This is a genomic window from Desulfovibrio sp., from assembly GCA_016208105.1.
In the GTDB taxonomy this organism is placed as follows: Bacteria; Desulfobacterota; Desulfovibrionia; order Desulfovibrionales; family Desulfovibrionaceae; genus Fundidesulfovibrio.
Genome location: JACQYS010000001.1, coordinates 51,781 through 73,728, shown reverse-complemented (window position 1 = coordinate 73,728; position 21,948 = coordinate 51,781). Strand labels below are relative to the sequence as shown.

Genomic DNA, 21,948 nt, shown 5'->3' with positions numbered 1-21,948 from the left:
GGCATGCCCATCGACTTCAAAAGCCAGCTCAACCCCGCCCAACTGGAAGCGGTGATGACCACTGACGGCCCGGTGCTGGTCATCGCCGGGGCCGGATCAGGTAAGACGCGCACCCTGGTGCACCGTCTGGCCAGGCTGGTGAGCCTGGGCGTGGAGCCCTCTTCCATTCTGCTGCTCACCTTCACCCGCAAGGCGGCCCAGGAGATGCTGCACCGAGCTGAAAGGCTCCTGGGAATGGCTCTGGGCGGCGTGCAGGGCGGCACCTTCCATGCCTTTTCCTTCGCCACGCTCAGGCGCAACCCGCAGGCCACCGGCTATCCGGGAGCGCTCACCATAATGGACCGGGGCGACGCCGAGGAGGTCATGGGGCACGTGATCTCAGACCTCGGGGCGGGGAAAGGCGACAAGAGTTTCCCAAAGAAGGGCTTCGTGCTGGAACTGGTCAGCAAATCCCGCAACAAGGAGCTCACCGTCCACGACGTTCTTTCGCGCGAGTCCTACCAGTTGCTGCCCCACGCCGGCACTCTTGAGGATATCGCGGACGAATACCAGACCTACAAGCAGAACAACGGCCTGCTCGACTATGACGACATGCTTTTCACCCTGGAAAGGGCGCTCATCCAGACCCCCGATCTGCTCGAACAGCTGCGCCAGCGCCACCGCTACATAATGGTGGACGAATACCAGGACACCAACCTGGTTCAGGCCCGGCTTGTAAAGCTCTTGGCGGGCGAAGCAGGCAACGTCATGGCCGTGGGCGACGACGCCCAATCCATCTACGCATTCAGGGGCGCCAATGTTGAAAACATACTGAGCTTTCCCCGCATCTACGAAGGCGCGCGCATCGTGCGTCTGGAGCAGAACTACCGCTCCACCCAGCCCATCCTGGACCTGACCAACGCAATCCTGCGCCAGGCCAAGGACCGTTTCGACAAGAATCTCTTTTCCGAACGCCTGGAAGGCCCCAAGCCGGAGCTGGTCAAGGCCTATTCCGACCAGACCCAGGCCAGGCTGGCCGTGGAGAAAATCCGGGAACTTCGGCGCAAATACCTGTCCTGCGAAATCGCGGTGCTCTTCCGGGCCGGGTACCAGTCCTATGGCCTGGAGCTTGCGCTCAACAAGGAGGGCATCGCCTTCCAGAAGTTCGGAGGCCTGCGCTTTTCCGAAGCAGCCCACGTCAAAGACGCCGTGGCCTATCTGCGCGTGGTGCACAACCCGCGCGACGCCGTGGCCTGGAAGCGGGTGCTGACGTTGGTGGACAAGATTGGCGAGAAGACCGCCCTCAAGATCGCCCTGGCCGTGCGCGAAGGCGACCAGGCCTACCTGTCCGCCCAGCGCCAGAAGAACCCGGGGCTGCACGCCCTGTTCGCCTTCCTGGAGGACCTGCGCGCCGACCCGGGCGGTCCGGCCTCCATGCTTGAGCGGGCCGTGACCTTCTACACGCCCACACTCACCCACATGCACCCCGAGGACTTTCCCCGTCGTCTGGCAGGGCTCGAGCAGCTTGGCCAGATCGCCTCGTCCTATGCCCACCTGGAGGCCTTCCTGGCGGACCTGGCCCTGGAGAATCCCGAAGAGGAACGAAAGGGCATCCGCGAAGACGCGGTGGTTCTCTCCACCGTACATTCGGCAAAGGGCCTCGAATGGCCCGCCGTTATTCTCCTGGACCTGGTGGACGACCGCTTCCCCTCACGCCACGCCCTGGCCAGGCCGGAAGATCTGGAAGAGGAACGCCGGCTGCTCTACGTGGCCTGCACCCGGGCCAAGGACCAACTGACCCTGTTCGTGCCCGGCACCATCTACAACCGGGCCGGAGGCGGCTCCCAGCCCGCCATGCCGAGCCTCTTCGTGCGCGAACTCCCCAAGGACCTCTATACGGAACTGCGCGAAACCTTCTCCGGAACTTTGGCTAAGACAGCGGCCACTTCCGAGGCTTTCCAGCCGTCCGCGAGCGCCATGTCCTTTTCCGCGGCCCGCAGGGAAGCTTTGGCGGAAAGCACGCGCAAGGGTTCGTATGACCCCGCCCCATCACCTTTTGCTTCCGCCAAGTCGTCCGGCGAAGAGGGCCCCCTTGGGTTCTGCCAGCACCGCATCTTCGGCCGGGGCAAAGTGGTGGCCAGGCTTGGCGAGGGCAAATGCCGGGTGAACTTCCCGGGGTTCGGCATGAAGGTTATCCTCAGCGAATACCTGGAGATGGAACCGTGAGCGTCAGGGTCAAACTCTTCCTCCTGCTGCTGGTTCTCTCCGTTCTTCCTGTGCTGGTCCTGCGCATAAGCGCCCAGTTCACCTTCCAGGAGCTTTCCCAAGACCTGGTGCAACGCTCCTGGCACCGGACCATCGTTAAGACCAAGGACTTCATGCGCCTCATGGTGGAGGACCACGCCGAACTGTGGCGGCGGGAAGGCTTGCTCCTGGAACAGACTATGCGCCTCCAGGCCTCGGAGGTGGAGAGGACTCTGGCCGGGCAGGGCCGTGAGGAACTGAGCCATGCCTACGCCTCATCTGCCAGGGATGTGTCGGACAAGCTTTTTGGGCAAATCACTGTGTTCGAGGACGGGCAGGTCGTGGCTTCATCCGAGGATGTCCGGCTGCCCCGCCGCTTCGACGCCCGCCAGACCGTCTGGTACCGCTTGGCGGTTAAAGAAGGTGGAATGATCTGGACCGCCCCCGTGATCGATCCCACCACCCGGCGCGTCGGACTCACTCTGTCCATTCCCATCCGGGACGCCTCAGGCCGTATCCTCGGAGTCACAGCCCTGATGGCCCCTGTCGAGATCGGTGGTTTGAGCAACGAGCACACCCAGAGCCTGTCCGCGAATCTGAAAACATACCTGGTGCAGTTCGATTCCAATGACACTTCGGAGCAGGGATTGCACATCATCGGAGAACCGGGGTGCGAGAAGGGGGAGAAAGATGACGCCAAACATGGCGTTTCCCACGCAATGGGTGCCGGACGCGGCATGCTGGGGCTGGCAGCTCCGGGCTGGCTGACCCCGGACGACCCGGCCGAGCGGGAGCTCATCCTTTCGGATCTGAACAACGGCTTAAGCGAAGTCCGGCAGGTCAGGGTGAACAACACGGATTGGCTTTGGGCCTACGCACCTACCAAGCTGAAGGGCACGGCGCTTATTCTTGCGGCTCCAAAAACCGACATAACAGCGGACGCCACCATGGCCTCCGAGTACATCGAAGGCCGGTTCCAGCGTCAGCGCCACCTCACGTTCATCATCCTGGTGGCCGGCCTTCTTGTGGTGACCCTCACGGCCTGGCTGGTGTCGCGCAGCTTTACCAAGCCGATCACCGATCTCTCCAAGGCTACGGCCAAACTCGGCGAAGGGGACTTCGAAGTCCGCGTGGTCCCCGAAGGAGGCCGGGAGCTGAAAGAGCTCGGCCGCGTCTTCAACGAGATGGGTCCGAAGCTCAAGGACCACACCAGGCTGACCTCGGCCATGGCCCTGGCCCAGGAGGTCCATCACAGGCTGCTGCCGGCCCACTGGCCCGACCTGCCTGGGCTGGACCTCTCCGCCGTGAGCATCTCCTGCGAGGAGGTCGGTGGCGATTTCTTCGACGTGATCCCGGGAGCCCACGGGCATTCAGAGCGCACAGCTGTTCTCGTAGGCGACGTGTCCGGACACGGCCTGGATGCGGCTCTGCTCATGGCCACGGCCCGGGCTTTCCTTCGCATGCGGGCGCACCAGCCGGGGTCCCCGGCAGAGGTGGTCACGTCGGTGAACCGCTATCTCACAATGGACACCGTGGGCTCGGGCCGGTTCATGACTCTCTTCTACCTGGAGATCGACCCTGTGGCTGACTGCATGCGCTGGGTGCGGGCCGGCCACGATCCGGCCATCCTGTACAATCAGGCACTGGACGGATTCGAGGATATCGGTGGCCCTGGCATTCCGCTCGGTGTCATCGAAGACCGTGTCTTTCTCGATGCGTCCAGACCGTTCCTTCTTCCCGGCGACGTGCTGCTCATAGGCTCCGACGGCTTGTGGGAGGCCCGAAGCCCGCAGGGGGATATGTTCGGCAAAGACCGCGTGCGTGCAATTCTTCGCCAGAACGCCAGCGCGCACTCCAAGGATATCCTTGATGCGCTCATGGCCGCCTTTAAGGAATTCAAGAATGGATCACCCCTTGAGGACGACGTCACTCTGATGGTCATCAAAAGCGCTTCACTGGAGGTTTCATAATGCCCGCCACTGAAAAAGATGCGAAGTTCCGTTTCTGTCCTCTTCTTACCACTCCCGACGGCAAGATGCGCTTCTGCCAGGGTGGCCAATGCATGATGTGGCGCTGGCTGGACGATTCCGAGGGCGAGCAGGCCTTGGGTTTCTGCGGTCTTGCCAGCGCGCCTGTGAGCTCTATGCGATTGGCAAGGACAGGCGGTTTTCTCTCGACTTCTGCAAAAAAAGAAGCGGAAGATCCTTTCGGCTAGGGGCTGCGAGCCCAAGAGATGCTCCCGGCTCGCACAAGAATGGCCTTCCAGTGCGGCCCAAAAAGCCGGTTTCGTGGCGTCTTTTTTTGACACACCCGGCCCAAGCATGTATGAGCGCCCGGCCTGGAGAACCCATGAAAGCGCTCATAATAGACGACGACCCCATCAGCCGCCTTTTTTTCGAAGAGGTATTGGCCCCCCATGCCAGCACCCTGTCTACCGCCACCGGTGCCGAGGGAGTTGACGCATTCAACCAAGCCCTCTGTTCAGGCAGCGGCTTTGATGCCGTCCTTGTGGACATACGCATGCCCGGAATGGACGGCCACCAGACCCTGGAAAAAATCAGGACCCTGGAACGTGAAGCCAGCCTCAAGCCGAACGCGGAGAGTGTGGTTATCATGGTGTCCTCCCAAAACAACGCCCAGAACGTCAACCGGGCTTTTTTCCAAGGAGGCGCCATGAGCTTCCTGCCCAAACCCGTTGACCCTGAAGAGCTTCTGGGAGAGTTGCGCAAGTTCGCCTTAATAGGGTAAGACCGACCCGCGTCGGTTCCTGCCCACGCGCGAGCCTTTCATGCAGTTCCTGAAATGCAAGGAACTCGCTGTTTTCAATAGATTTTTTGACAATAAACGTCTCAAAGCCTCGGGTTTCACGGAGGGACGCATGCGCGCAAAAGTCCTTTTCGCCCTGCTCTTTCTGCTGCTTGTCCCGGCACATGCCTCGAAGGATAATTCCGTCCTTCCTTCCCGCTTTGCATACCTCAGAGATATCGCTCCCACCATTGAGCAGGAAATCCGCTACTTCGGCTTTCACAATTTCCTCGGACGCCCGGTGAAGGGGTACGAGGCCCCGGAATGCATCCTCTCCATCGACGCGGCCAAGGCGTTAAAAAACGTCCAGGACGAGTTGAACGCTTCGGGGCTCGGCCTCAAGGTGTATGACTGCTACAGACCACAGCGGGCCGTCGAGGACTTCGTGACCTGGAGCAAGGTTGTCGATGACCAGCTGACCAAGGCAGAGTTCTATCCCAACGTGGACAAGAAGGACTTCTTCGAACTCGGCTACGTGGCCAAGAAATCCGGCCATTCCAGGGCTTCCACCGTGGATGTGACTATAATCCCCATGCCCTACAAACCCGGCGTGGCCTTTTCCGCCGGTCAGGAGCTTGTCCCCTGCACCGCCCCCTACGACGTGCGCTTCAATGACGGCTCCCTGGATATGGGCACCGGGTTCGACTGCATGGACGAACTCTCCCACTCCCTTTCTACCAGAATACCCCTCGTGGCTCAGGAGAACAGGATGCTCCTGCGCAAGCTCATGGAGAAACACGGATTTTCTCCCTACGAGTACGAATGGTGGCATTTCACGCTGCGAAAAGAGCCCTTCCCGGACACCTACTTCGATTTTCCCGTGACCGCGCCCAGGCGCTGAGCCCCACCGCCCCCTTGGCCGCGACTGTTCTCCCAGGCCTTCTCCTGCCTGCGCGTACAATATTTTCAATCAAACGATTGACTAACTACACTCCCGGGAGTTAGCGGTCCCTTCAAGAAAAACATGAGGATGACGCCCTTGCCCGCACTTCCGAAAACCGACCAGCGCCTGGAAAAAGGGCTGCGCACACGCCTGAGCCTCCTGGAGGCTGGGCTCAAGCTCTTTGCACTCAAGGGTTTTGACGCGGTGTCCACCCGCGAACTGGCAACGCAGAGCGGCGTCAATTCCGCCGCCATCAACTTCCACTTCGGGAGCAAGGCAGGGCTCTACGCCGCGGTCATCGAACACGTCACAAAGCATCTGGCAACCCTGTACCGGGAAGCCCTCAGCCCGGCCACGGCCCTTCCGCAAAACGCCACCCGGAGCCAAGCCGGAGAAGCCGTCCACTCCATGGTCACCCGGCTGATCGGGTCCCTGCTCATGACGCCCCGCTCCCGATGGATGAGCCTGTTGCTCCAGAGAGAATTCATCGACCCCACCGAGGCTTTCGACCGCATATTCGACGACGCGCTGCTGCCCGCCCTGGATGCCTTCGCCAGGGTTGTGGAATCCGCGAGCGCGAAACCGCGCGCCAGCCTTGACAACAAAGCCCTGGCTTTCGGCGTTTTCGTGCTGGCCTGCGCCTTTTCCAGAAGCCGCGCCACCTTTCTCAAGTGGTCTGGCAAAGACATCTACACTCCCCAAGACGTGGCAGACATAAGCCGCGCCGTTGCCGATTTCTCCTTGAATGGGCTGCTCGGCGGTGCCGAAAGCGCCAAACCGTCCGTTGATCCCAAATAACACCTCTATGATGAAGCCCCAACTCGGCGGCCACCGCCTCCTTTCGTTTGATTTCATGGCGCTATGCCTTCTCATCTTCTTCACCTACTGCAACACGACTGTTTTCTACAGCCTTGACGTTTACCTGGGCCTCATCGGCATCGGGCAGCAATGGCGGGGGTTTTTGATAGGCAGTTCCTCCTTGGCCACCATCGTCTCCTTCCTTCTCTTCAGCCCGAAGATGACGGTGCGCACCGCGATTCCCTGCGCCTGCGCGGGATCAATCCTCTTTCTGGCCTGCGGAGTCCTCTACCTCTTCGCGCGCACGCCGCATGAGCTGCTGGCCCTGCGCCTGGCCAACGGAGTGGGATTCTACCTGCTCTCGGCTTCGGTCATGACTCTTTTGGTCCGCATAATTCCCGCCGAACGAAGCGCTCAGGCCTTCGGACTCTACTCGGTGGCCATCCTTCTGCCCTATTCTGTGGTGCCCGCGGCCTTTGATTCCCTTTTCCACGGCCAGGAACTCCTGGCGCGCGGCTACATGACCATGTCCCTGTTCCTTGTTCCCGCCCTGGTTCTGATACTTTTCATGGGGTTGCGCGCCAAACGGACCGACCCCTGGGATACCAAGGCCACGTCCATACGCTACCATGACATGGTACGGAGTGTTTCCACCGCGCCCATCGCCCTGCTGCTGGGCATAATGACCCTCTACATAACCACGTTTTCAGCTGTGTTCTTCATGGCCAAAGGTTTTTTCCAGGCACGCGGATTTGAAAACGTGGGCATGTTTTTCACATTGCAGATGGTGTGCATGATCCTTGTCAGGCTCTTGGGGAATCATCATTTTGACCGGATAAGAAAGATGCTCCTTATACGGCTCTGCTTTGTCCTTACCGGCGCAAGCTGCCTTCTGACCGCCGTGGCCGCCAACCCGTCCATGGTGTACGCCTCGGCTGTGATCATGGGCCTGGGCATGGGTGTTGGGGCCCCGGCCATGAGTTCCCTCCTGTTCAGCATCTCCAAGCCCAGGTTCAAGGGCATCAATTCCAATCTGGCCACCATGTTTCAGCAGTTGGGTGGTTTCCTGGGGCCCATGCTGGGAGCAATGGCTGTCCACCAGCTCGGGTATGTGGGGTTTCTCCTCTTCGGAACTGCCGCCTGCCTGCTGGCGCTGGCGCTGTGCGCGGTTTTCACACGCAAAAAGATGGACCGGCTTGATCCGGCGGCAGTGAAATGACCTTTTACGCTTTTAGCAATTTCCCTCTTGACATGTTTTAAGGCAGGCGGGTAATCACCTCGCCATGCAGTCTCCCAACTTTACCGCTGGCTTCTACTTTTGGTTTTACTTTTGGTTTAGCCGCGCCAGCGGTATCGGGAGAGGTGCACGTTAACCTGACAAGTTGACAGCAACCACACCGAGGGCCGCTGGCGAATAGCCGGCGGCCCTCTTCGTTTATCAAAGGTCCGCTGGCAAGGCGGTCCCGGCGCAAACCGGAGGAGAGGAACATGCTCATCGGAAAAGCCGTCAGACTCGAACGCATTTTCAACAGGAACAACAACCGCACCATCATCGTGCCCATGGACCACGGCGTGACCGTGGGCCCCATCGACGGGCTCATCGACATGCGCGAGACCATAAACCAGGTGGCCGAGGGCGGCGCCAACGCCGTGCTCATGCACAAGGGCCTGGTGCGCTGCTCCCACCGCAAGCGCGGTCGCGACGTGGGGCTCATCATCCATCTTTCCGCCTCCACCACCATCTCGCCCTTCCCCAACGCAAAGACACTTGTGGGCACGGTGGAAGACGCCCTGAAACTCGGCGCGGACGGCGTGTCCCTGCACATCAACCTGGGCGACGAAACCGAGCGCCACATGCTCGAGGATTTCGGCCGTATTACCTCCACGGCCACTGAATGGGGCGTTCCGGTGCTGGCCATGGTCTACGCGCGCGGCCCCAAGGTGAAAAACGAATATGACCCCGACACCGTGGCCCACTGCGCCCGTGTCGGCCTTGAACTGGGCGCGGACGTGGTCAAAGTGCCCTACACCGGCGACATTGAATCCTTCGCCAAGGTCTGCGACGCCTGCTGCGTCCCCGTGGTCATCGCGGGCGGCCCCAAGCTCTCCGACGTACGCGACCTGGTGACCATGGCCCACGACTCGGTTCAGGCAGGCGGATCCGGCCTGTCGATTGGCCGCAACATCTTCCAGTACGCCCAGCCCTCGCGCCTGGTTCAGGCCCTGCACGGCGTGGTGCACCTGAACTGGGAGGTCGAACAGGCCATGGAACTGCTCAAGGACTAGGTGGACACTGTGAAACACGTCTGGTTTTCAGCCATTCCCTTTGACAAGAAGCTGGTCACCCTGGCCCTGGAGTCCGGCGTGGACGCCATCATAACCGATGCCAAGCACGCCGAGGACGTCCGCGCCCTCGGCCGGGTGGAAGTGCTCACCCCGGGGGACGTCACCCGGGTGACGCTCTCCTCCAAGGCCGACGAAGAGACTGCCGTGTCCGCCCTGAAGGCGGGCAAGAAGACCACCCTGGCCCTGGGGTGGGAAATCATCCCGGTGGAAAACATCCTGGCCCAGTCCACCGGGCTTGGCGTCGAGGTGGCGGATTTGGACCAGGCCCGCCTGGCCGCCGGCATCCTGGAGCGCGGCGTGGATGTTATCGTGGTTTTACCCCAGGCCGCGGCTGATCTTAAAAAGATCGTGGCGGACGTGAAGCTCTCCCAGGGCAAGGTGGCGCTCAACAAGGGCGTCATCACCTCCATCCAGGCCGCAGGGCTCGGGCACCGGGTATGCGTGGACACCATGAGCATGCTCAAAAAAGGCCAGGGCATGCTGGTGGGCAACTCCAGCGCCTTCACCTTCCTGGTGCACGCCGAGACCGAGTCCAACCCGTACGTGGCCGCGCGCCCTTTCAGGGTGAACGCCGGGGCCGTGCACGCCTACGCCGTGATGCCCGGAGACAAGACCCGCTACCTGGAGGAGCTCTCCTCGGGCAACGAAGTCCTGGTGGTGTCCGCCGACGGCTCCACGTCTTTGGCCACCATCGGCCGTGTGAAGGTGGAAATCCGGCCCATGCTTCTGATTACTGCCAAGGTGGGTGATGTTGAGGGGGCGCTCTTTCTTCAGAACGCGGAAACCATCCGCCTCACCAGGGCCGACGGCGAGCCCGTGAGCGTGGTCAGCCTCAAGGTGGGCGACGAGGTGTTGTGCAAGGTGGACGAGGCAGGGCGGCACTTCGGCATGCGCATCAGCGAAGAGATCAAGGAAGGATAGCCGCATGACAAGCGACTTAAACGACCCCGCCGATCCGGCGCGCGACCTTCCCCTGGACGGCGTGCGCGAGGCCATCGACCAGGTGGACCAGGACCTCCTGAACCTGCTCAACCGCAGGGCCGAGCTGTCCATCGAGGTGGGCAGGCTCAAGGCCGGAAGCGACGACCCCGTGTTCAAGCCCTTCCGCGAGAAGGAAGTGCTGGAAAAGCTCTCGCGCTTAAACCCCGGCCCCATGCCCGAGGAGCACCTTCGGGCCATCTACCGGGAGATCATGTCCAGCTCGCGCAGGCTCCAGCGCACCCAGAAGGTGGCCTACCTGGGCCCGGAGGGGACCTTTTCCTACTTTGCGGCCGTCTCCTATCTGGGCAAGAGCGCGGACTTCGAGCCCCGCAAGACCATCGACGAGGTCTTCGAGGCCGTGAGCCTGCGCGACGCGGAGCTTGGCGTCATTCCCTTGGAGAATTCGCTCCAGGGAACCGTGGGCCAGAGCCTGGATCTGTTCATGCGCCACGAGGTGTTCATCCAGGCCGAGCTCTACTGCAAGATAAGCCATTCCCTGCTCTCCAAGGGGACGGACATCTCGCGCATCGAGGAGGTCTACTCCCACCCGCAGCCCCTGGCCCAGTGCGGGGCCTGGCTCAAGGCCCACCTGCCCATGGCCCGCATCGTTCCCACGGACTCCACTGCCGCGGCCGCGCGCCGTGTGCTCTACAACCCCAAGGCAGCGGCCATCGGGCATGTGAAGCTCTCCGAGATGCTTGGGCTTACCGTGCTGGCCAGCCGCATCGAGGACCTGCCGGACAACTGGACCCGCTTTTTGGTCATCGGGCCCTCCGAGACCAAGTCCGGCAACCGCGACAAAACATCTGTGCTGTTCACCCTGCCGGACAAGCCCGGAGCGCTTTCGGCCGTGCTCAACAAGCTGGCCGGGGAAGGCATCAACCTGACCAAGCTCGAGTCGCGCCCGCTGCGCGGCGAGAAATGGAAGTACGTGTTTTTCGCCGACCTGCAGTGCGACCTGGGCCGTGATGAATTTGGGAAGATGCTCGGCGAATTACGCAATGAATTGCACAGTCTGCGCATCCTGGGCAGCTACCCGGCCGGGCCGCACCTGGACGTGTCCGGCACCGCCGTGGTGGAGAGGGGGTGATCATGCCATCCGCAATAGACATCAAGGCTCCGGCCTCGAAATCCGTCTCGCACCGGGCGTTCATCTGCGCTGCCCTGGCCGACGGCGAATCCCTGGTCAAAGACGCCCTGGAATCGGACGACCTCATCCGCACCCGGCGCTGCCTGGCCGCCTGCGGGGCAGTCTTCAAAAACACCTACCGGGGCTGGGAAATCACCGGCATCGGCGGTCAGCCCAGGGGCGGAGCCGAAACACCGGCCGATTGCAACGTGGGCGAATCCGGCACCACCTGCCGACTGCTCACAGCTGTACTGGCAGCGGGCAAGGGGCTTTTCCGCATTCATGGCGAAGGCCGCATGCACGATCGCCCCATCGGCCAGCTGACCGACGCGATCAAGCACCTCGGTCCCGCCTTCGACTGGGAGGGCAAGCCCGGCTACCCGCCCGTGGTCATCCGCACCACAGGCTTCGCTGGCGGCGAGATCACCATCCCCCTGGACGAGTCCAGCCAGTACCTCTCGGGCATCCTGCTTGGCGCGCCCTTGGCCGCCGGTCCCCTGTTGGTGGGCATCGGAGGGGACAAGGTGGTCTCCTGGCCCTACGTGTCGCTCACGCTCATGGCCATGGCCGACTTCGGCCTGGAGGTGGCGGTGGAGGCCCTCGAAGACGCCGCATGGGTGCGCAAGGCCTTTACCGAAGTGACCGCTGTCAAGCCAGGCATGCTCCGGTTCCGGGTCGAACCGGGCAGCTACCGGGCCAGGACCTATACGGTGGAGGGCGACTGGTCCAACGCGTCCTACTTTTTGGCCGCCGGGGCGGTGGGCAAGAAGCCTGTGCATGTGCGCGGCCTGCGCCGGGATTCGCTCCAGGGGGACAAGGCCATCCTGGACATCCTGGCCCGCATGGGCGCAAGCGTGGTCTGGGACGCCGAAGGCGTGACCGTCTCCCGCACCGGCTCGGGCCTTCATGGAGTTGAGCTCGACATGGGTTCCTGCCCGGACCTGGTGCCCACGGTCTGCGCCGTGGCCGCCCAGGCGACGGGCACCACCACCATCCGAAACGTTGCCCATCTGCGAATCAAGGAGTCGGACCGACTCCAGGCCTGCGCCGACGAGCTGCGCAAGATCGGATCCGCTGTGGAAACCTTCGAAGACGGCCTGTCCGTGACCGCGCGGCCCATTTCGTCCGGTCAGGCCGTGGACTTCTGTACCTACGGCGACCACCGCATGGCCATGAGCCTGTCGCTTCTGGAACTGGCCGGGGTGGACGTTCGCCTGGACAAACCGGCCTGTGTGGCCAAGAGCTTCCCGGGCTTCTGGGACCAGTGGAGGCATGTGCGTTGAACGCGGCCCAAGCCATTCGCACCATCACCGTGGTCGGCGCCTCCGGCAAGATGGGGCGGCTCTTCGTCAGCCGCTGCCGCCGGGAGGGTCTGGCCTGCCACGAGCTGGACGCGCCGCTTACAAGCGAAGCCGCCGAGCGGGCCCTGCCCCGCTCGGACCTGGTGCTCCTGTGTGTTCCGGCCCAGGCCATGGCCCAGGTGATAAGCGAACTCACGCCCCACCTGCCCAAGGGATGCATCGTGGCGGACATATGTTCAGTGAAGGTGAAGCCTCTGGAAGAGATGATGCTTCTGCACGCCGGCCCGGTGGTAGGCACGCATCCGCTGTTTGGCCCCAAGCCCCAGGAGGGCGACGAGCTCAGGGTGGCGGTGTGCCCCGGCCGGGGGGAAGAAGCCCTGCGCCAGGTGGAGGAGCTCCTGAAACGTCTGGGATTCTCCACGTTCACTGACACGGCCCAGGAGCACGACAAGGCCATGGCCTACGTGCAGGGGCTCAACTTCATCTCCACGGTGGCCTATCTGGCGGCCCAGGCCAGCCATGAGGAATTCGACCGCTACCTCACCCCGTCCTTTCGGCGGCGCCTGGATGCGGCCAAGAAGCTCATCCTTGAGGACGCGGACCTCTTCAGGCTCATTTTCGAGGCCAATCCGTACAGCCTGGAGGCGGTGCGCTCTTACCGCAACTATCTGAACGTGGCTGCGGGCGGCGACCTGGAGCTCCTGGTGGAGCGGGCCAAAGGCTGGTGGAAAGACGCCGCGGCCGGGACATGCCCGGCAAGACGTCCAAAGGACGGTATATAATAAAAGGGGATTCCAAAGGGCCTTGGCCCTTTGGCCGCCGGAGGCTTCTTCCCGGCACCCGCAAAGATATTGAGATTCGTGGGGCGCCATGGGCCGCAAGGGTTTTCCCCTTAGCAGCCCGGCACCACGCGAAGGCAACGTGAACAACTCGGGATCATACCCCGCCGAAGGCTTCTTCCCTTGGCGGCACACCATCCCGGCTACGACAAGGACACGCCATGATCGAGTTATTGCAGGAAGCCAAGTGGCTGCCCGCCGACGTGCAGACGCCCATCAGCCTGTACCTGGGTCTGGTGGGGGACAGGCCGGGCATTCTCTTCGAGTCCGCCGAGGTGGACGGACGCCTGGGCCGCTACTCGATCCTGGCATGGGATTTCAGGCTCACAGCCAGCTGCCAGGACGGAAAACTCACCCTCACCACCAGGGACGATCGCCTAAAATCACTGGAAGAGTTGAGCGGCCGCCCCTTCCTGGACGGCGTGCGCGAGCTCATGGCCGCCATCACCGTGACCCCACCCGCCGGGTTCGAAGATCTTCCCGGCATCACACGCGGGCTTTACGGCTACTTCGGCTACGGCTCGGCCGCGCTGTTCATGCCCAAGGTGGCTAGGGTCATCCCGCCCAAGGACGTGGACTGCACTCTGGTTCTGCCGGGCCATGTGGTGCTCTTCGACCACCTGCGCCATCGCTGCTGCCTGTTGTCTCTTGGCGGAGGCATGCGCCCCAAGCTGGACGCTTCGGCCGTACTGCGCACCATGGACACTCCGGAGATGGGCGGCGTGCTGCACCATCCCGGGGAGCAGGCCTTCCTGGCCGGGGTGCGCAAGGCCAAGGAAATGATCCACCAGGGCGAATGCATCCAGGTGGTTCTTTCCAACCGCTTCCACGCCCCGTTCAATGGCGACCCCTTCGCGGTCTACCGGCGCCTGCGCCAGGTGAATCCCTCCCCCTACATGTTCTTCGTGCGGCTGCCACGGATCACCCTGGTGGGGTCCTCGCCGGAGTTTCTGGTGCGCTGCGTGAACGGCACCCTGACCACGGCGCCCATCGCCGGCACCCGCCCGCGCGGCAAGGACGAGCTCCAGGACGAACATTTCGCGCAGGATCTTCTGGCCGACCCCAAGGAACGCGCCGAGCACGTGATGCTGGTGGATCTTGGCCGAAACGACCTGGGCCGCATCGCCAAGCCCGGCAGCGTGCAGGTGGAAAAATTCATGCAGGTGGAGAAGTTCTCCCACGTGCTGCACATGACCTCCTACGTCACAGCCAAGCTAAAAGACGGCCTGGACGCCCTGGACGTCATCGGCTCCGTTTTCCCGGCCGGGACCGTTTCCGGCGCCCCCAAGGTCCGGGCCATGGAGATCATCGCCGAAACCGAGACCATAGCCCGCGGCCCCTATGCCGGAGCCATCGGCTGGCTGGGCCTGGACAAGGGTCGGGTCGACCTGGACACCGGCATACTCATCCGCTCCATGTGGTTCAAGGACGGCATGGTGCAGTGGCAGACAGGGGCCGGGATCGTGTTCGATTCCGACCCGGACAAGGAATGGCAGGAAGTGCACAACAAGGCCCGGGTGCTGGCCGAGGTTCTGGCCGGACAGGAGGAAGGCGATGTTTTTGCTCATAGATAATTACGACTCCTTCACCTTCAACCTGGTGCAGTACTTCCAGCAGCTTGGCATGGACCCGGTGGTCATGACCAACGAGGACCCGGATGTGCTCAAGCTCGCCGAATCGGGCCAGGTGGAGCGGTGCGTCATCTCGCCCGGGCCAAGCAGGCCGGAGAACGCCGGGCTGTGCCTGGAGTTTCTTGGCAAGCTGCCAAAGAAGACCCCGGTTCTGGGCGTGTGCCTGGGGCACCAGATACTTGGCCACTTCGCAGGAGCGCCCGTGGTGGTGGCGGACCGCATCATGCACGGCAAGACCAGCCTGGTGACCCACAGGGAGAGCGGCCTCTTTTCCGGCCTGCCCAACCCCATGGAGGTCTGCCGGTACCATTCGCTCCTAGTGCTGGCCCACAAGGCCCCGGAGAAGCTTGAGATAACGGCCTGGACCGACGAAAACGAGGTGATGGGTCTTCGGTGGAAGGATAGGCCCTGGGTTGGCGTGCAGTTCCATCCTGAATCTGTGCTTACGCCGGACGGGATGAAGCTTCTCAAAAACTTCCCGGAAATGGTCGTCTAGGCGGAAGGTCTCATGGCTCTTAGCATCAGAAACCTCTCACCCAGCGACGTTCTCGGACAGGAGACCACGCTGTGGAAATACCTGACCTTCGAGAAGTTCCTCGACTTTCTTCTCATGAAGCGTCTGTATTTTCGCCGCGTGGACAAGCTGGGCGACCCCTACGAGTGCCTGATGCCCCCGGAGCTGTATCTGGCCTCCCAGCCGGAAAAGACCCCCGAGGCCCAGGAGCGCTTCATCGCCGACCACGAACGCTACCTCACCCGGGAACGGATAAAGGTGTTCGTCAACTGCTGGCACATAAACGAGTACGAGTCCGAGGCCATGTGGAAGCTGTTCGGGGGCAGCGGTCACTCCATCGCCATCACATCAACCTTCAGCGGGCTCATGGGCCAGCTGGCCACCCACGACATCACCGCGGGCAAGGTTCTCTACAAGGACGTGATCAAGGACGACTGCGTCATCGCAGACATCTTCGACTTCGCCCTGCTCAAGCGCAAGCCCTTCGAGCACGAGCGCGAATTCAGGCTGGTGTTCATCAACAACGACGGGGAACACAGCCCAAAATTGTTGGACGAGTATGGACTGCACATCCCCGTGGAACCAGCATCCATGATCGAGAACATCTATGTATCCCCGCTCTCCGAGCCCTGGCAGCTGGAGCTGACCCAGACCATCATTGCCGCACAGGGGCTCTCGGACAGGGTGATAAAGTCGACGCTCTTTAATTTCCCCAGTTTCAAACGGTTGAACACATAAGATTACACGCACGAACGAGCATAAAGCGTCCGGCCTGCCTCACGGGCCGGAGTGAAGAAGGAGATTCCATGGAAGTCCTGGAACGTCTGGCCATAGGCAAGAACCTGTCTGAAGACGACGCCCTCAAGTCCTTCAGGGCCATGTACAAGGGCGAGATGCCCCCCTCCTGCGTGGGCGCCTTCCTCATGGGGCTCAAGACCAAGGGCGAAACCGGCCTGGAAATCGCCTGCGGGGTCAAGGCGGCCCTGGAGGAGGCGCGCCTGGTGCCCGGCCTCACCGGCGACCGCATCGACACCTGCGGCACAGGCGGCGACAACACCTGCTCGTTCAACTGCTCCACCGCCGTGGCCCTGTACCTGGCCGCGATGGGGCATAAGGTGGTCAAGCACGGCAACCGCTCCGTGTCCTCCACCTGCGGCTCGGCGGACATCATCGAGTCCCTGGGCCTTGGCCTCACCGTGGAACCCGAGGCCGTGGCCGGGGAGCTTATAAAGCGCAACTTCGTGTTTCTCTTCGCCCCCAACTTCCACCCGGCCTTCAAGCGCATCATGCCCATCCGCAAGGAACTTGGGGCGCGCACCCTCTTCAACCTCATGGGGCCGCTCTTAAACCCGGCCCGCCCCACCCATCAGCTTCTGGGCGTCCCCACGGCCGGTTTCGTTCCGCTCATTGGCGAAGCCCTGGCCTTGACCGGCGTGCGCAATGCGGCCGTGGTGCACGGAGCGGGCGGCTTCGACGAGCTCTCGCCCTTCGGCCCGGCCGAGGTGGTCTGGATTCGCGACGGCTGGACGCGGCGCGAGACCCTGGACCCGCAAACCCTTGGCATCCCGCGCCACAAGCTCTCCGAGGTGGCCGTGGCCAGCAAGGACGAGGCTGTGGCCGTGCTTGCGGAGCTGCTTGAGGGGCACGGCCCAGAAGCCATGAAGGACATGCTGGCGCTCAACCTTGGCACCTGCCTGCATCTGCTCGAAGAGGGCCTCACCCTCAAGCAGGGCGTGGAAAAGGCCCGCGAAGCCGTGGCTTCCGGCGTGGCCGCCAAATTCTGGAACGGTCAGATCAATGCTTAACAAGTTCCGCGAGGCCAAGGCCATGGAGATAAACCGGCTCATCCAGCTGGAAGACGCCGGCATGATGCCTCCCCCCTTCGAAGGCGAACGCCCGGACTTCATCCGCGCCCTCTGGGAGAACTCCCCCGGTGCGGTCATCGCCGAATACAAGCGGGCCTCGCCCTCGCGTGGCGAGATCAACATGGCCTTAAGCCCCGAACAGGTGGCCAAGGCCTACAAGGCTGCCGGAGCGGCCGCACTGTCGGTGCTCACCGAGGAGACCTACTTCAAGGGCAGCCTCGACTACCTAACGCGCATGGCCTGCGCAGGGCTGCCCATGCTTCGCAAGGATTTCATCCTGCACCCGGTGCAGGTGATCGAGACGGCCTCCACCCCGGCCTCGGCGTTTCTTCTGATCGCCCGCATGAGCGAGCAGGAGGAACTGCGCGAGATGCTGGGCCTGGCCCATGCCTTCGAACTGGCCGCTGTGGTGGAAGTGTTCGACGAGGCCGACCTGGAAAAGGCCCAGGCCCTGGACCCGGAGATCATCCAGGTGAACAGCCGCGACCTGGACAAGCTCACCACCGATCTGGCCGTGGCCGAACGCCTGGCCAAACACAAGCCGGAAGGCCAGGTCTGGATAGCGGCCAGCGGCATATCAACGCCTGAGGACGTGGAGCGCATGGTCCAGGCCGGGTACGACGCAGTGCTGGTGGGGACATCGCTCATGAGCGAAGGCGATCCTGGTAAGGCGCTTGCGAAGCTGGTGGAGAGAGACGCGTGACGGCTATGGCTTAGGCTGGCCGGGGGGAGGCCTCCGGCGGCCAAAGGGCTCTCGCCCTTTGGAATCCCTCATTATTAGGTGTTGCAATGAGTGTTCTGGTTAAAGTCTGCGGGATGACCCTGCCCGAACAGGTGGCCGCCCTGGATGAGCTGGGCGTGGATTTCCTTGGCTTTATTTTCGCCGCCAAGAGCCCACGCAAGGTGACGCCCGGGCATGTCGCAGCCATCCCGCGCGGCCGGGCTAAACGGGTCGGGGTGTTCGTCGGCCAAGACGCCGAAGAGGTACGGCGCATCATAGATGTTGCCGGTCTTGATTACGCCCAGCTCCATGCCGGGCAGGACGAAGCCTTCTGCCGCACCGTTGGAACAGACAAGGTGATCAAGGTCTTCTGGCCGCAACGCTACCTAGCTGAGGGGGCTGTCACTCCTGACGGCGCACTGGAAGCCCTTCGGCAGGACATGCAGAGCTTCAAGGACGTGTGCGCCCTGATGCTCCTTGATTCAGGCACCTCAGGCGGCGGGCACGGCAAGAGCCTGGACTTCTCCACTCTTTCGGGCCTTTCGGCCCCCAAACCGTGGCTTTTGGCCGGAGGGCTCTCCCCGGACAATGCGGCACAGGCCCTGCTGGAAGCCAAACCCTCGGGCTTGGACCTGAACTCCGGAGTCGAAATTTCCCCAGGCATAAAAGACATTTCCAGAGTCGAACAAACGTTTCACATAACTAAAAGTTTTTGAGGGGGGTTCCGGGGGACACTTTTTCAAAAAGTGTCCCCCGGGCCGCCGGAGGCATCTTCCCATGCAGAAAGGCTATTTCGGAAAATTCGGCGGGATGTTCGTTCCCGAGCTCCTCATGCCGCCTCTTCTCGAGATCGAGGAGGCCATGAACACCATCGTTCCAAGCGAGTCCTTCCAGGCCGAGTTCAACTCGATCCTAATGGATTACGTGGGCAGGCCCTCAGCCCTGTACCGCTGCCCCAACCTCTCCGAACGCCTGGGCTTCAACCTGTGGCTCAAGCGCGAGGACTTGAACCACACAGGCGCGCACAAGATCAATAACGCCCTGGGGCAGGGGCTTTTGTGCAAGCACATGGGCAAGTCCGTGCTGCTGGCCGAAACGGGCGCGGGCATGCACGGCGTGGCCACGGCCACCGCCGCTGCCATGCTGGGCCTTGAATGCGTGGTGTACATGGGGGCCACGGACGTGGTTCGCCAGTCCCACAACGTGCGGCGCATGGGGCTTCTGGGCGCAACGGTGGTGCCCATCGAGTCCGGCACCAAAACCCTGAAGGACGCCATCAACGCGGCCTTGCGCCGCTGGATAGCGGACCAGCGCACCACTCACTACTGCTTCGGCACCGCTGCCGGGCCGCACCCCTTCCCCACCTTGGTGCGCGAGTTCCAGTCCGTCATCAGCCGCGAGGCCAAGGCCCAGTTCATGAAGAAGATCGGTCGCCTGCCCGACTACGTGGTGGCCTGCGTGGGCGGCGGGTCCAACGCCATCGGGGCTTTCCACGAATTCGTGCCGCATTCGGAAGTGAAGCTCGTGGGCGTGGAGGCTGCAGGCACGGGCGAGCCTGGCTGCCACCATTCCGCACCGCTGAATCTCGGCACGCCCGGCGTTCTGCACGGGGCCATGAGCATGCTCCTGCAGACCACGGAGGGCCAGATCGAGCCTTCGCATTCCATCGCCCCTGGCCTGGATTACCCGGGTGTGGGCCCCGAGCATGCGGGACTGCAGGACAGCGGGCGTGCCCACTACGGTACAATCAACGATGCCCAGGCCTACAACGCCTTCATGACCCTCTGCCGCTCAGAAGGCATCCTTCCGGCCATGGAGAGCTCGCACGCCGTGGCCTGGGTGCTGGAGAACGCCGCGAGCATCCCCAAGGACAGCCATGTGATGGTCTGCCTGTCCGGACGCGGCGACAAGGACATGGACATCATCGAGGAATACGAAAAGAAGTTTAGGAAGTAGGACCAGGGCTCCGCCCTGGACCCGCCGGGGGCAGAGCCTGCCCCCGGACCCCGGCAATTGGCGTCGCGTTGTTCACAAGCGAATCCCGCGAAGCAGCGTAAAAGTTTTTGAAAGAGGGTCCAGGGAGAAAACTTTTTCAAAAAGTTTCCTCCCTGGCCGCCGGAGGCTGAAATACATGTCCATTCTGACCGAGAGAATACGCACCGCGAACGCGTCCGGCCGCAAGGCCGTCATCCCCTACCTGCCCGGCGGATTTCCGGACAGCGACCGTTTCTGGGACGAACTGGCCGCGCTGGACGCCGGAGGAGCGGACATCATCGAAATAGGCGTGCCCTTCTCCGACCCGGTGGCCGACGGCCCGGTGGTGGAGCAGGCCAGCCTCGACTGCCTGGAGCGCGGCGTGTGCCTGGCCTGGATTCTCTCCGAGCTTGCCAAGCGCAAGGGTTCCTTCAAGGCCGGACTCGTGCTCATGGGCTACTACAACCCCTTCCTGCAGTACGGCCTTGAGAAACTGGGACGCGACTGCGCCGCGGCCGGAGTGTCCGGGCTCATCATCCCGGATCTGCCGCTCGAGGAAACCGGCCCGGCAGCCAAGGCCCTTGAGGGCACGGGCACGAACCTCATCTGCCTGGTGGGATTAAACACTCCAAAGGAGCGCCTGGAGCAATACGCCAAGGTGGCCAAGGGATTCGTATACTTCGTGTCGGTGCTCGGCACCACGGGCGTGCGCGAGAGCCTGCCCGAGGAAGTACTGGCCAAGCTGGCCGAGGTGCGCCCTTACTTTACCGTACCCATTGCCCTGGGATTCGGCATCGCCCGACCCGAGCAGGTAGCGCCTTTCGGGGATTTGATCGACGCGGTGGTCATCGGATCGGCGCTTATTAGACACATCGATGCGCACAAGAGCGCGGCGAGCTTCATGGAGGGCTGGCGAGCGGGCGGCAAATAGGGCTAGGGATTCCGCCCGGCGCGGACTATGCTCCTAATACGCCTGCGCCGCCCTTGCTCTAGCATCGGCCGGCGTCCGGCAGTAACGCGCGGACAAAGACATGTGGATTGTGCTGATGCTCGTAGCGGCCTTCAGCCAGGCCGTGAAGGACCTGTGCCTGAAGCGCAGTGTTCTCGGCGTGGAGCCCTTGGTGGTTACCTGGGCCTATTGCCTCACCACCACGCTTTTTCTCTGCCTGCCTGTGATGCGCGAAGGCATTCCGGAGCTTACGGCCGGGTTCTGGGTGGCACTCGCCGTCACCGGGCCATTGGCCGCGTTCACGCTTTACTGCTACGTCAAGGCCTTGGAATCCTCGGATCTGTCCCTGGCCGCGCCCATGCTCACGGCCACCCCGCTTTTTCTGTTGGTCACCTCGCCTATCATGCTGGGAGAATTTCCCGATCCCATGGGCATCCTGGGCATCGTGAGCATCGTGGCCGGCTCCTACGTGCTGAACTTAGGCCGCATGCGGCGCGGCCCTCTGGAACCGTTCAAGGCCCTCATGCGAGATAAGGGGGCGCGGCTCATGCTCATGGTGGCCTTTCTGTGGTCTATTTCGGCCAATATCGACAAGATCGGCCTTCGCCACTCCGCGCCCATGTTCTGGATCATGTGCGCCTTTGGCATCACCACGGTGTTTCTCACCCCTATGGTCTGGAAGCTCTCCAAGCGCGGCTTTTCCCAGGTGCGGATCAAACCCTTTGATCTGGCGGCCACGGGATTTCTGGAGGCTGTCACCTGCGTGTGCCAGATGTACGCCCTTACCGTGGCCATCGTGCCCTATGTGGTGGCGGTCAAGCGCATGAGTGCGGTGTTCGCGGTGCTCCTGGGCTGGCTGATACTGCGCGAGGGACAGGTGCGCGAACGCCTGGCCGGGGCGGCGCTGATGGTGCTGGGGGTTTTTCTCATCGCGCTTTTGGGATAGTCTCCGCCCGGTCAAGCGATTACGAACAGTCGCCCGGCCCATA

The 21,948-nt window shown here is 62.6% G+C and carries 21 protein-coding genes; all 21 read left to right on the top strand.

The genetic code is table 11. The features are described 5' to 3' along the window. The first annotated feature begins 3 nt into the window (after window positions 1–3). The 21 genes from HY795_00370 (at window position 4) to HY795_00270 (ending at window position 21,905) form a co-directional block, all read left to right on the top strand. Complete coding sequence (locus HY795_00370; protein ID MBI4803672.1) at window positions 4–2,205, top strand: ATP-dependent helicase; 2,202 nt, start codon at window positions 4–6, stop codon at window positions 2,203–2,205. Beyond that, window positions 2,202–4,193 carry a SpoIIE family protein phosphatase gene (locus tag HY795_00365; protein MBI4803671.1) on the top strand — a complete coding sequence of 664 codons (1,992 nt, stop codon included), beginning with the start codon at window positions 2,202–2,204 and terminating at the stop codon, window positions 4,191–4,193. Before HY795_00370 ends, HY795_00365 begins: the two co-directional genes overlap by 4 nt. Further along, window positions 4,193–4,438 (top strand): hypothetical protein, encoded by a 246-nt coding sequence (locus HY795_00360; GenBank protein ID MBI4803670.1) that lies wholly within the window; start codon window positions 4,193–4,195, stop codon window positions 4,436–4,438. The genes HY795_00365 and HY795_00360 overlap by 1 nt, the downstream gene beginning before the upstream one ends. 134 nt (window positions 4,439–4,572) lie before the next feature. Further along, the gene (locus HY795_00355) at window positions 4,573–4,971 is read left to right on the top strand and encodes a response regulator (GenBank protein ID MBI4803669.1); all 399 of its coding nucleotides are present in this window, start codon (window positions 4,573–4,575) and stop codon (window positions 4,969–4,971) included. A 130-nt stretch (window positions 4,972–5,101) separates the two neighbouring features. Then, window positions 5,102–5,869: a M15 family metallopeptidase gene (locus HY795_00350; GenBank protein MBI4803668.1), complete on the top strand. Its 768-nt coding sequence runs from the start codon at window positions 5,102–5,104 to the stop codon at window positions 5,867–5,869. Window positions 5,870–6,007: 138 nt separating this feature from the next. Continuing rightward, the gene (locus HY795_00345) at window positions 6,008–6,709 is read left to right on the top strand and encodes a CerR family C-terminal domain-containing protein (protein MBI4803667.1); all 702 of its coding nucleotides are present in this window, start codon (window positions 6,008–6,010) and stop codon (window positions 6,707–6,709) included. Between the two features lie 55 nt (window positions 6,710–6,764). Then, entirely contained in the window at window positions 6,765–7,928 is a 1,164-nt protein-coding gene (locus HY795_00340; protein MBI4803666.1) for an MFS transporter, read from the top strand. Window positions 7,929–8,197: 269 nt separating this feature from the next. Beyond that, window positions 8,198–8,995 (top strand): class I fructose-bisphosphate aldolase family protein, encoded by a 798-nt coding sequence (locus tag HY795_00335; GenBank protein ID MBI4803665.1) that lies wholly within the window; start codon window positions 8,198–8,200, stop codon window positions 8,993–8,995. A gap of 9 nt (window positions 8,996–9,004) precedes the next feature. Beyond that, window positions 9,005–9,976 carry a 3-dehydroquinate synthase II family protein gene (locus HY795_00330; protein ID MBI4803664.1) on the top strand — a complete coding sequence of 324 codons (972 nt, stop codon included), beginning with the start codon at window positions 9,005–9,007 and terminating at the stop codon, window positions 9,974–9,976. A 4-nt stretch (window positions 9,977–9,980) separates the two neighbouring features. Beyond that, window positions 9,981–11,126 (top strand): prephenate dehydratase, encoded by a 1,146-nt coding sequence (gene pheA / locus HY795_00325; protein MBI4803663.1) that lies wholly within the window; start codon window positions 9,981–9,983, stop codon window positions 11,124–11,126. A gap of 2 nt (window positions 11,127–11,128) precedes the next feature. After that, entirely contained in the window at window positions 11,129–12,448 is a 1,320-nt protein-coding gene (gene aroA / locus HY795_00320) for a 3-phosphoshikimate 1-carboxyvinyltransferase (GenBank protein MBI4803662.1), read from the top strand. Between the two features lie 50 nt (window positions 12,449–12,498). Next, window positions 12,499–13,248, top strand: coding sequence for a prephenate dehydrogenase (locus HY795_00315; protein ID MBI4803661.1), 750 nt, complete (start codon window positions 12,499–12,501; stop codon window positions 13,246–13,248). A 218-nt stretch (window positions 13,249–13,466) separates the two neighbouring features. Next, window positions 13,467–14,879: an anthranilate synthase component I family protein gene (locus HY795_00310; protein MBI4803660.1), complete on the top strand. Its 1,413-nt coding sequence runs from the start codon at window positions 13,467–13,469 to the stop codon at window positions 14,877–14,879. Further along, window positions 14,860–15,432, top strand: coding sequence for an aminodeoxychorismate/anthranilate synthase component II (locus tag HY795_00305; protein MBI4803659.1), 573 nt, complete (start codon window positions 14,860–14,862; stop codon window positions 15,430–15,432). The genes HY795_00310 and HY795_00305 overlap by 20 nt, the downstream gene beginning before the upstream one ends. A gap of 12 nt (window positions 15,433–15,444) precedes the next feature. Then, window positions 15,445–16,188, top strand: coding sequence for a hypothetical protein (locus HY795_00300; protein MBI4803658.1), 744 nt, complete (start codon window positions 15,445–15,447; stop codon window positions 16,186–16,188). Window positions 16,189–16,256: 68 nt separating this feature from the next. Further along, window positions 16,257–17,255, top strand: a complete 999-nt coding sequence (gene trpD / locus HY795_00295; GenBank protein ID MBI4803657.1) for an anthranilate phosphoribosyltransferase — start codon at window positions 16,257–16,259, stop codon at window positions 17,253–17,255. Then, a complete protein-coding gene (locus HY795_00290; GenBank protein MBI4803656.1) occupies window positions 17,248–18,018 on the top strand; it encodes an indole-3-glycerol-phosphate synthase in 771 nt (256 codons plus the stop codon). The genes trpD and HY795_00290 overlap by 8 nt, the downstream gene beginning before the upstream one ends. A gap of 86 nt (window positions 18,019–18,104) precedes the next feature. Continuing rightward, a complete protein-coding gene (locus tag HY795_00285) occupies window positions 18,105–18,752 on the top strand; it encodes a phosphoribosylanthranilate isomerase (GenBank protein MBI4803655.1) in 648 nt (215 codons plus the stop codon). A 61-nt stretch (window positions 18,753–18,813) separates the two neighbouring features. Further along, entirely contained in the window at window positions 18,814–19,992 is a 1,179-nt protein-coding gene (trpB, locus tag HY795_00280; GenBank protein MBI4803654.1) for a tryptophan synthase subunit beta, read from the top strand. A 175-nt stretch (window positions 19,993–20,167) separates the two neighbouring features. Then, complete coding sequence (locus HY795_00275; protein MBI4803653.1) at window positions 20,168–20,941, top strand: tryptophan synthase subunit alpha; 774 nt, start codon at window positions 20,168–20,170, stop codon at window positions 20,939–20,941. A gap of 100 nt (window positions 20,942–21,041) precedes the next feature. Continuing rightward, window positions 21,042–21,905 (top strand): EamA family transporter, encoded by an 864-nt coding sequence (locus tag HY795_00270; GenBank protein MBI4803652.1) that lies wholly within the window; start codon window positions 21,042–21,044, stop codon window positions 21,903–21,905. Window positions 21,906–21,948 lie beyond the last annotated feature (43 nt).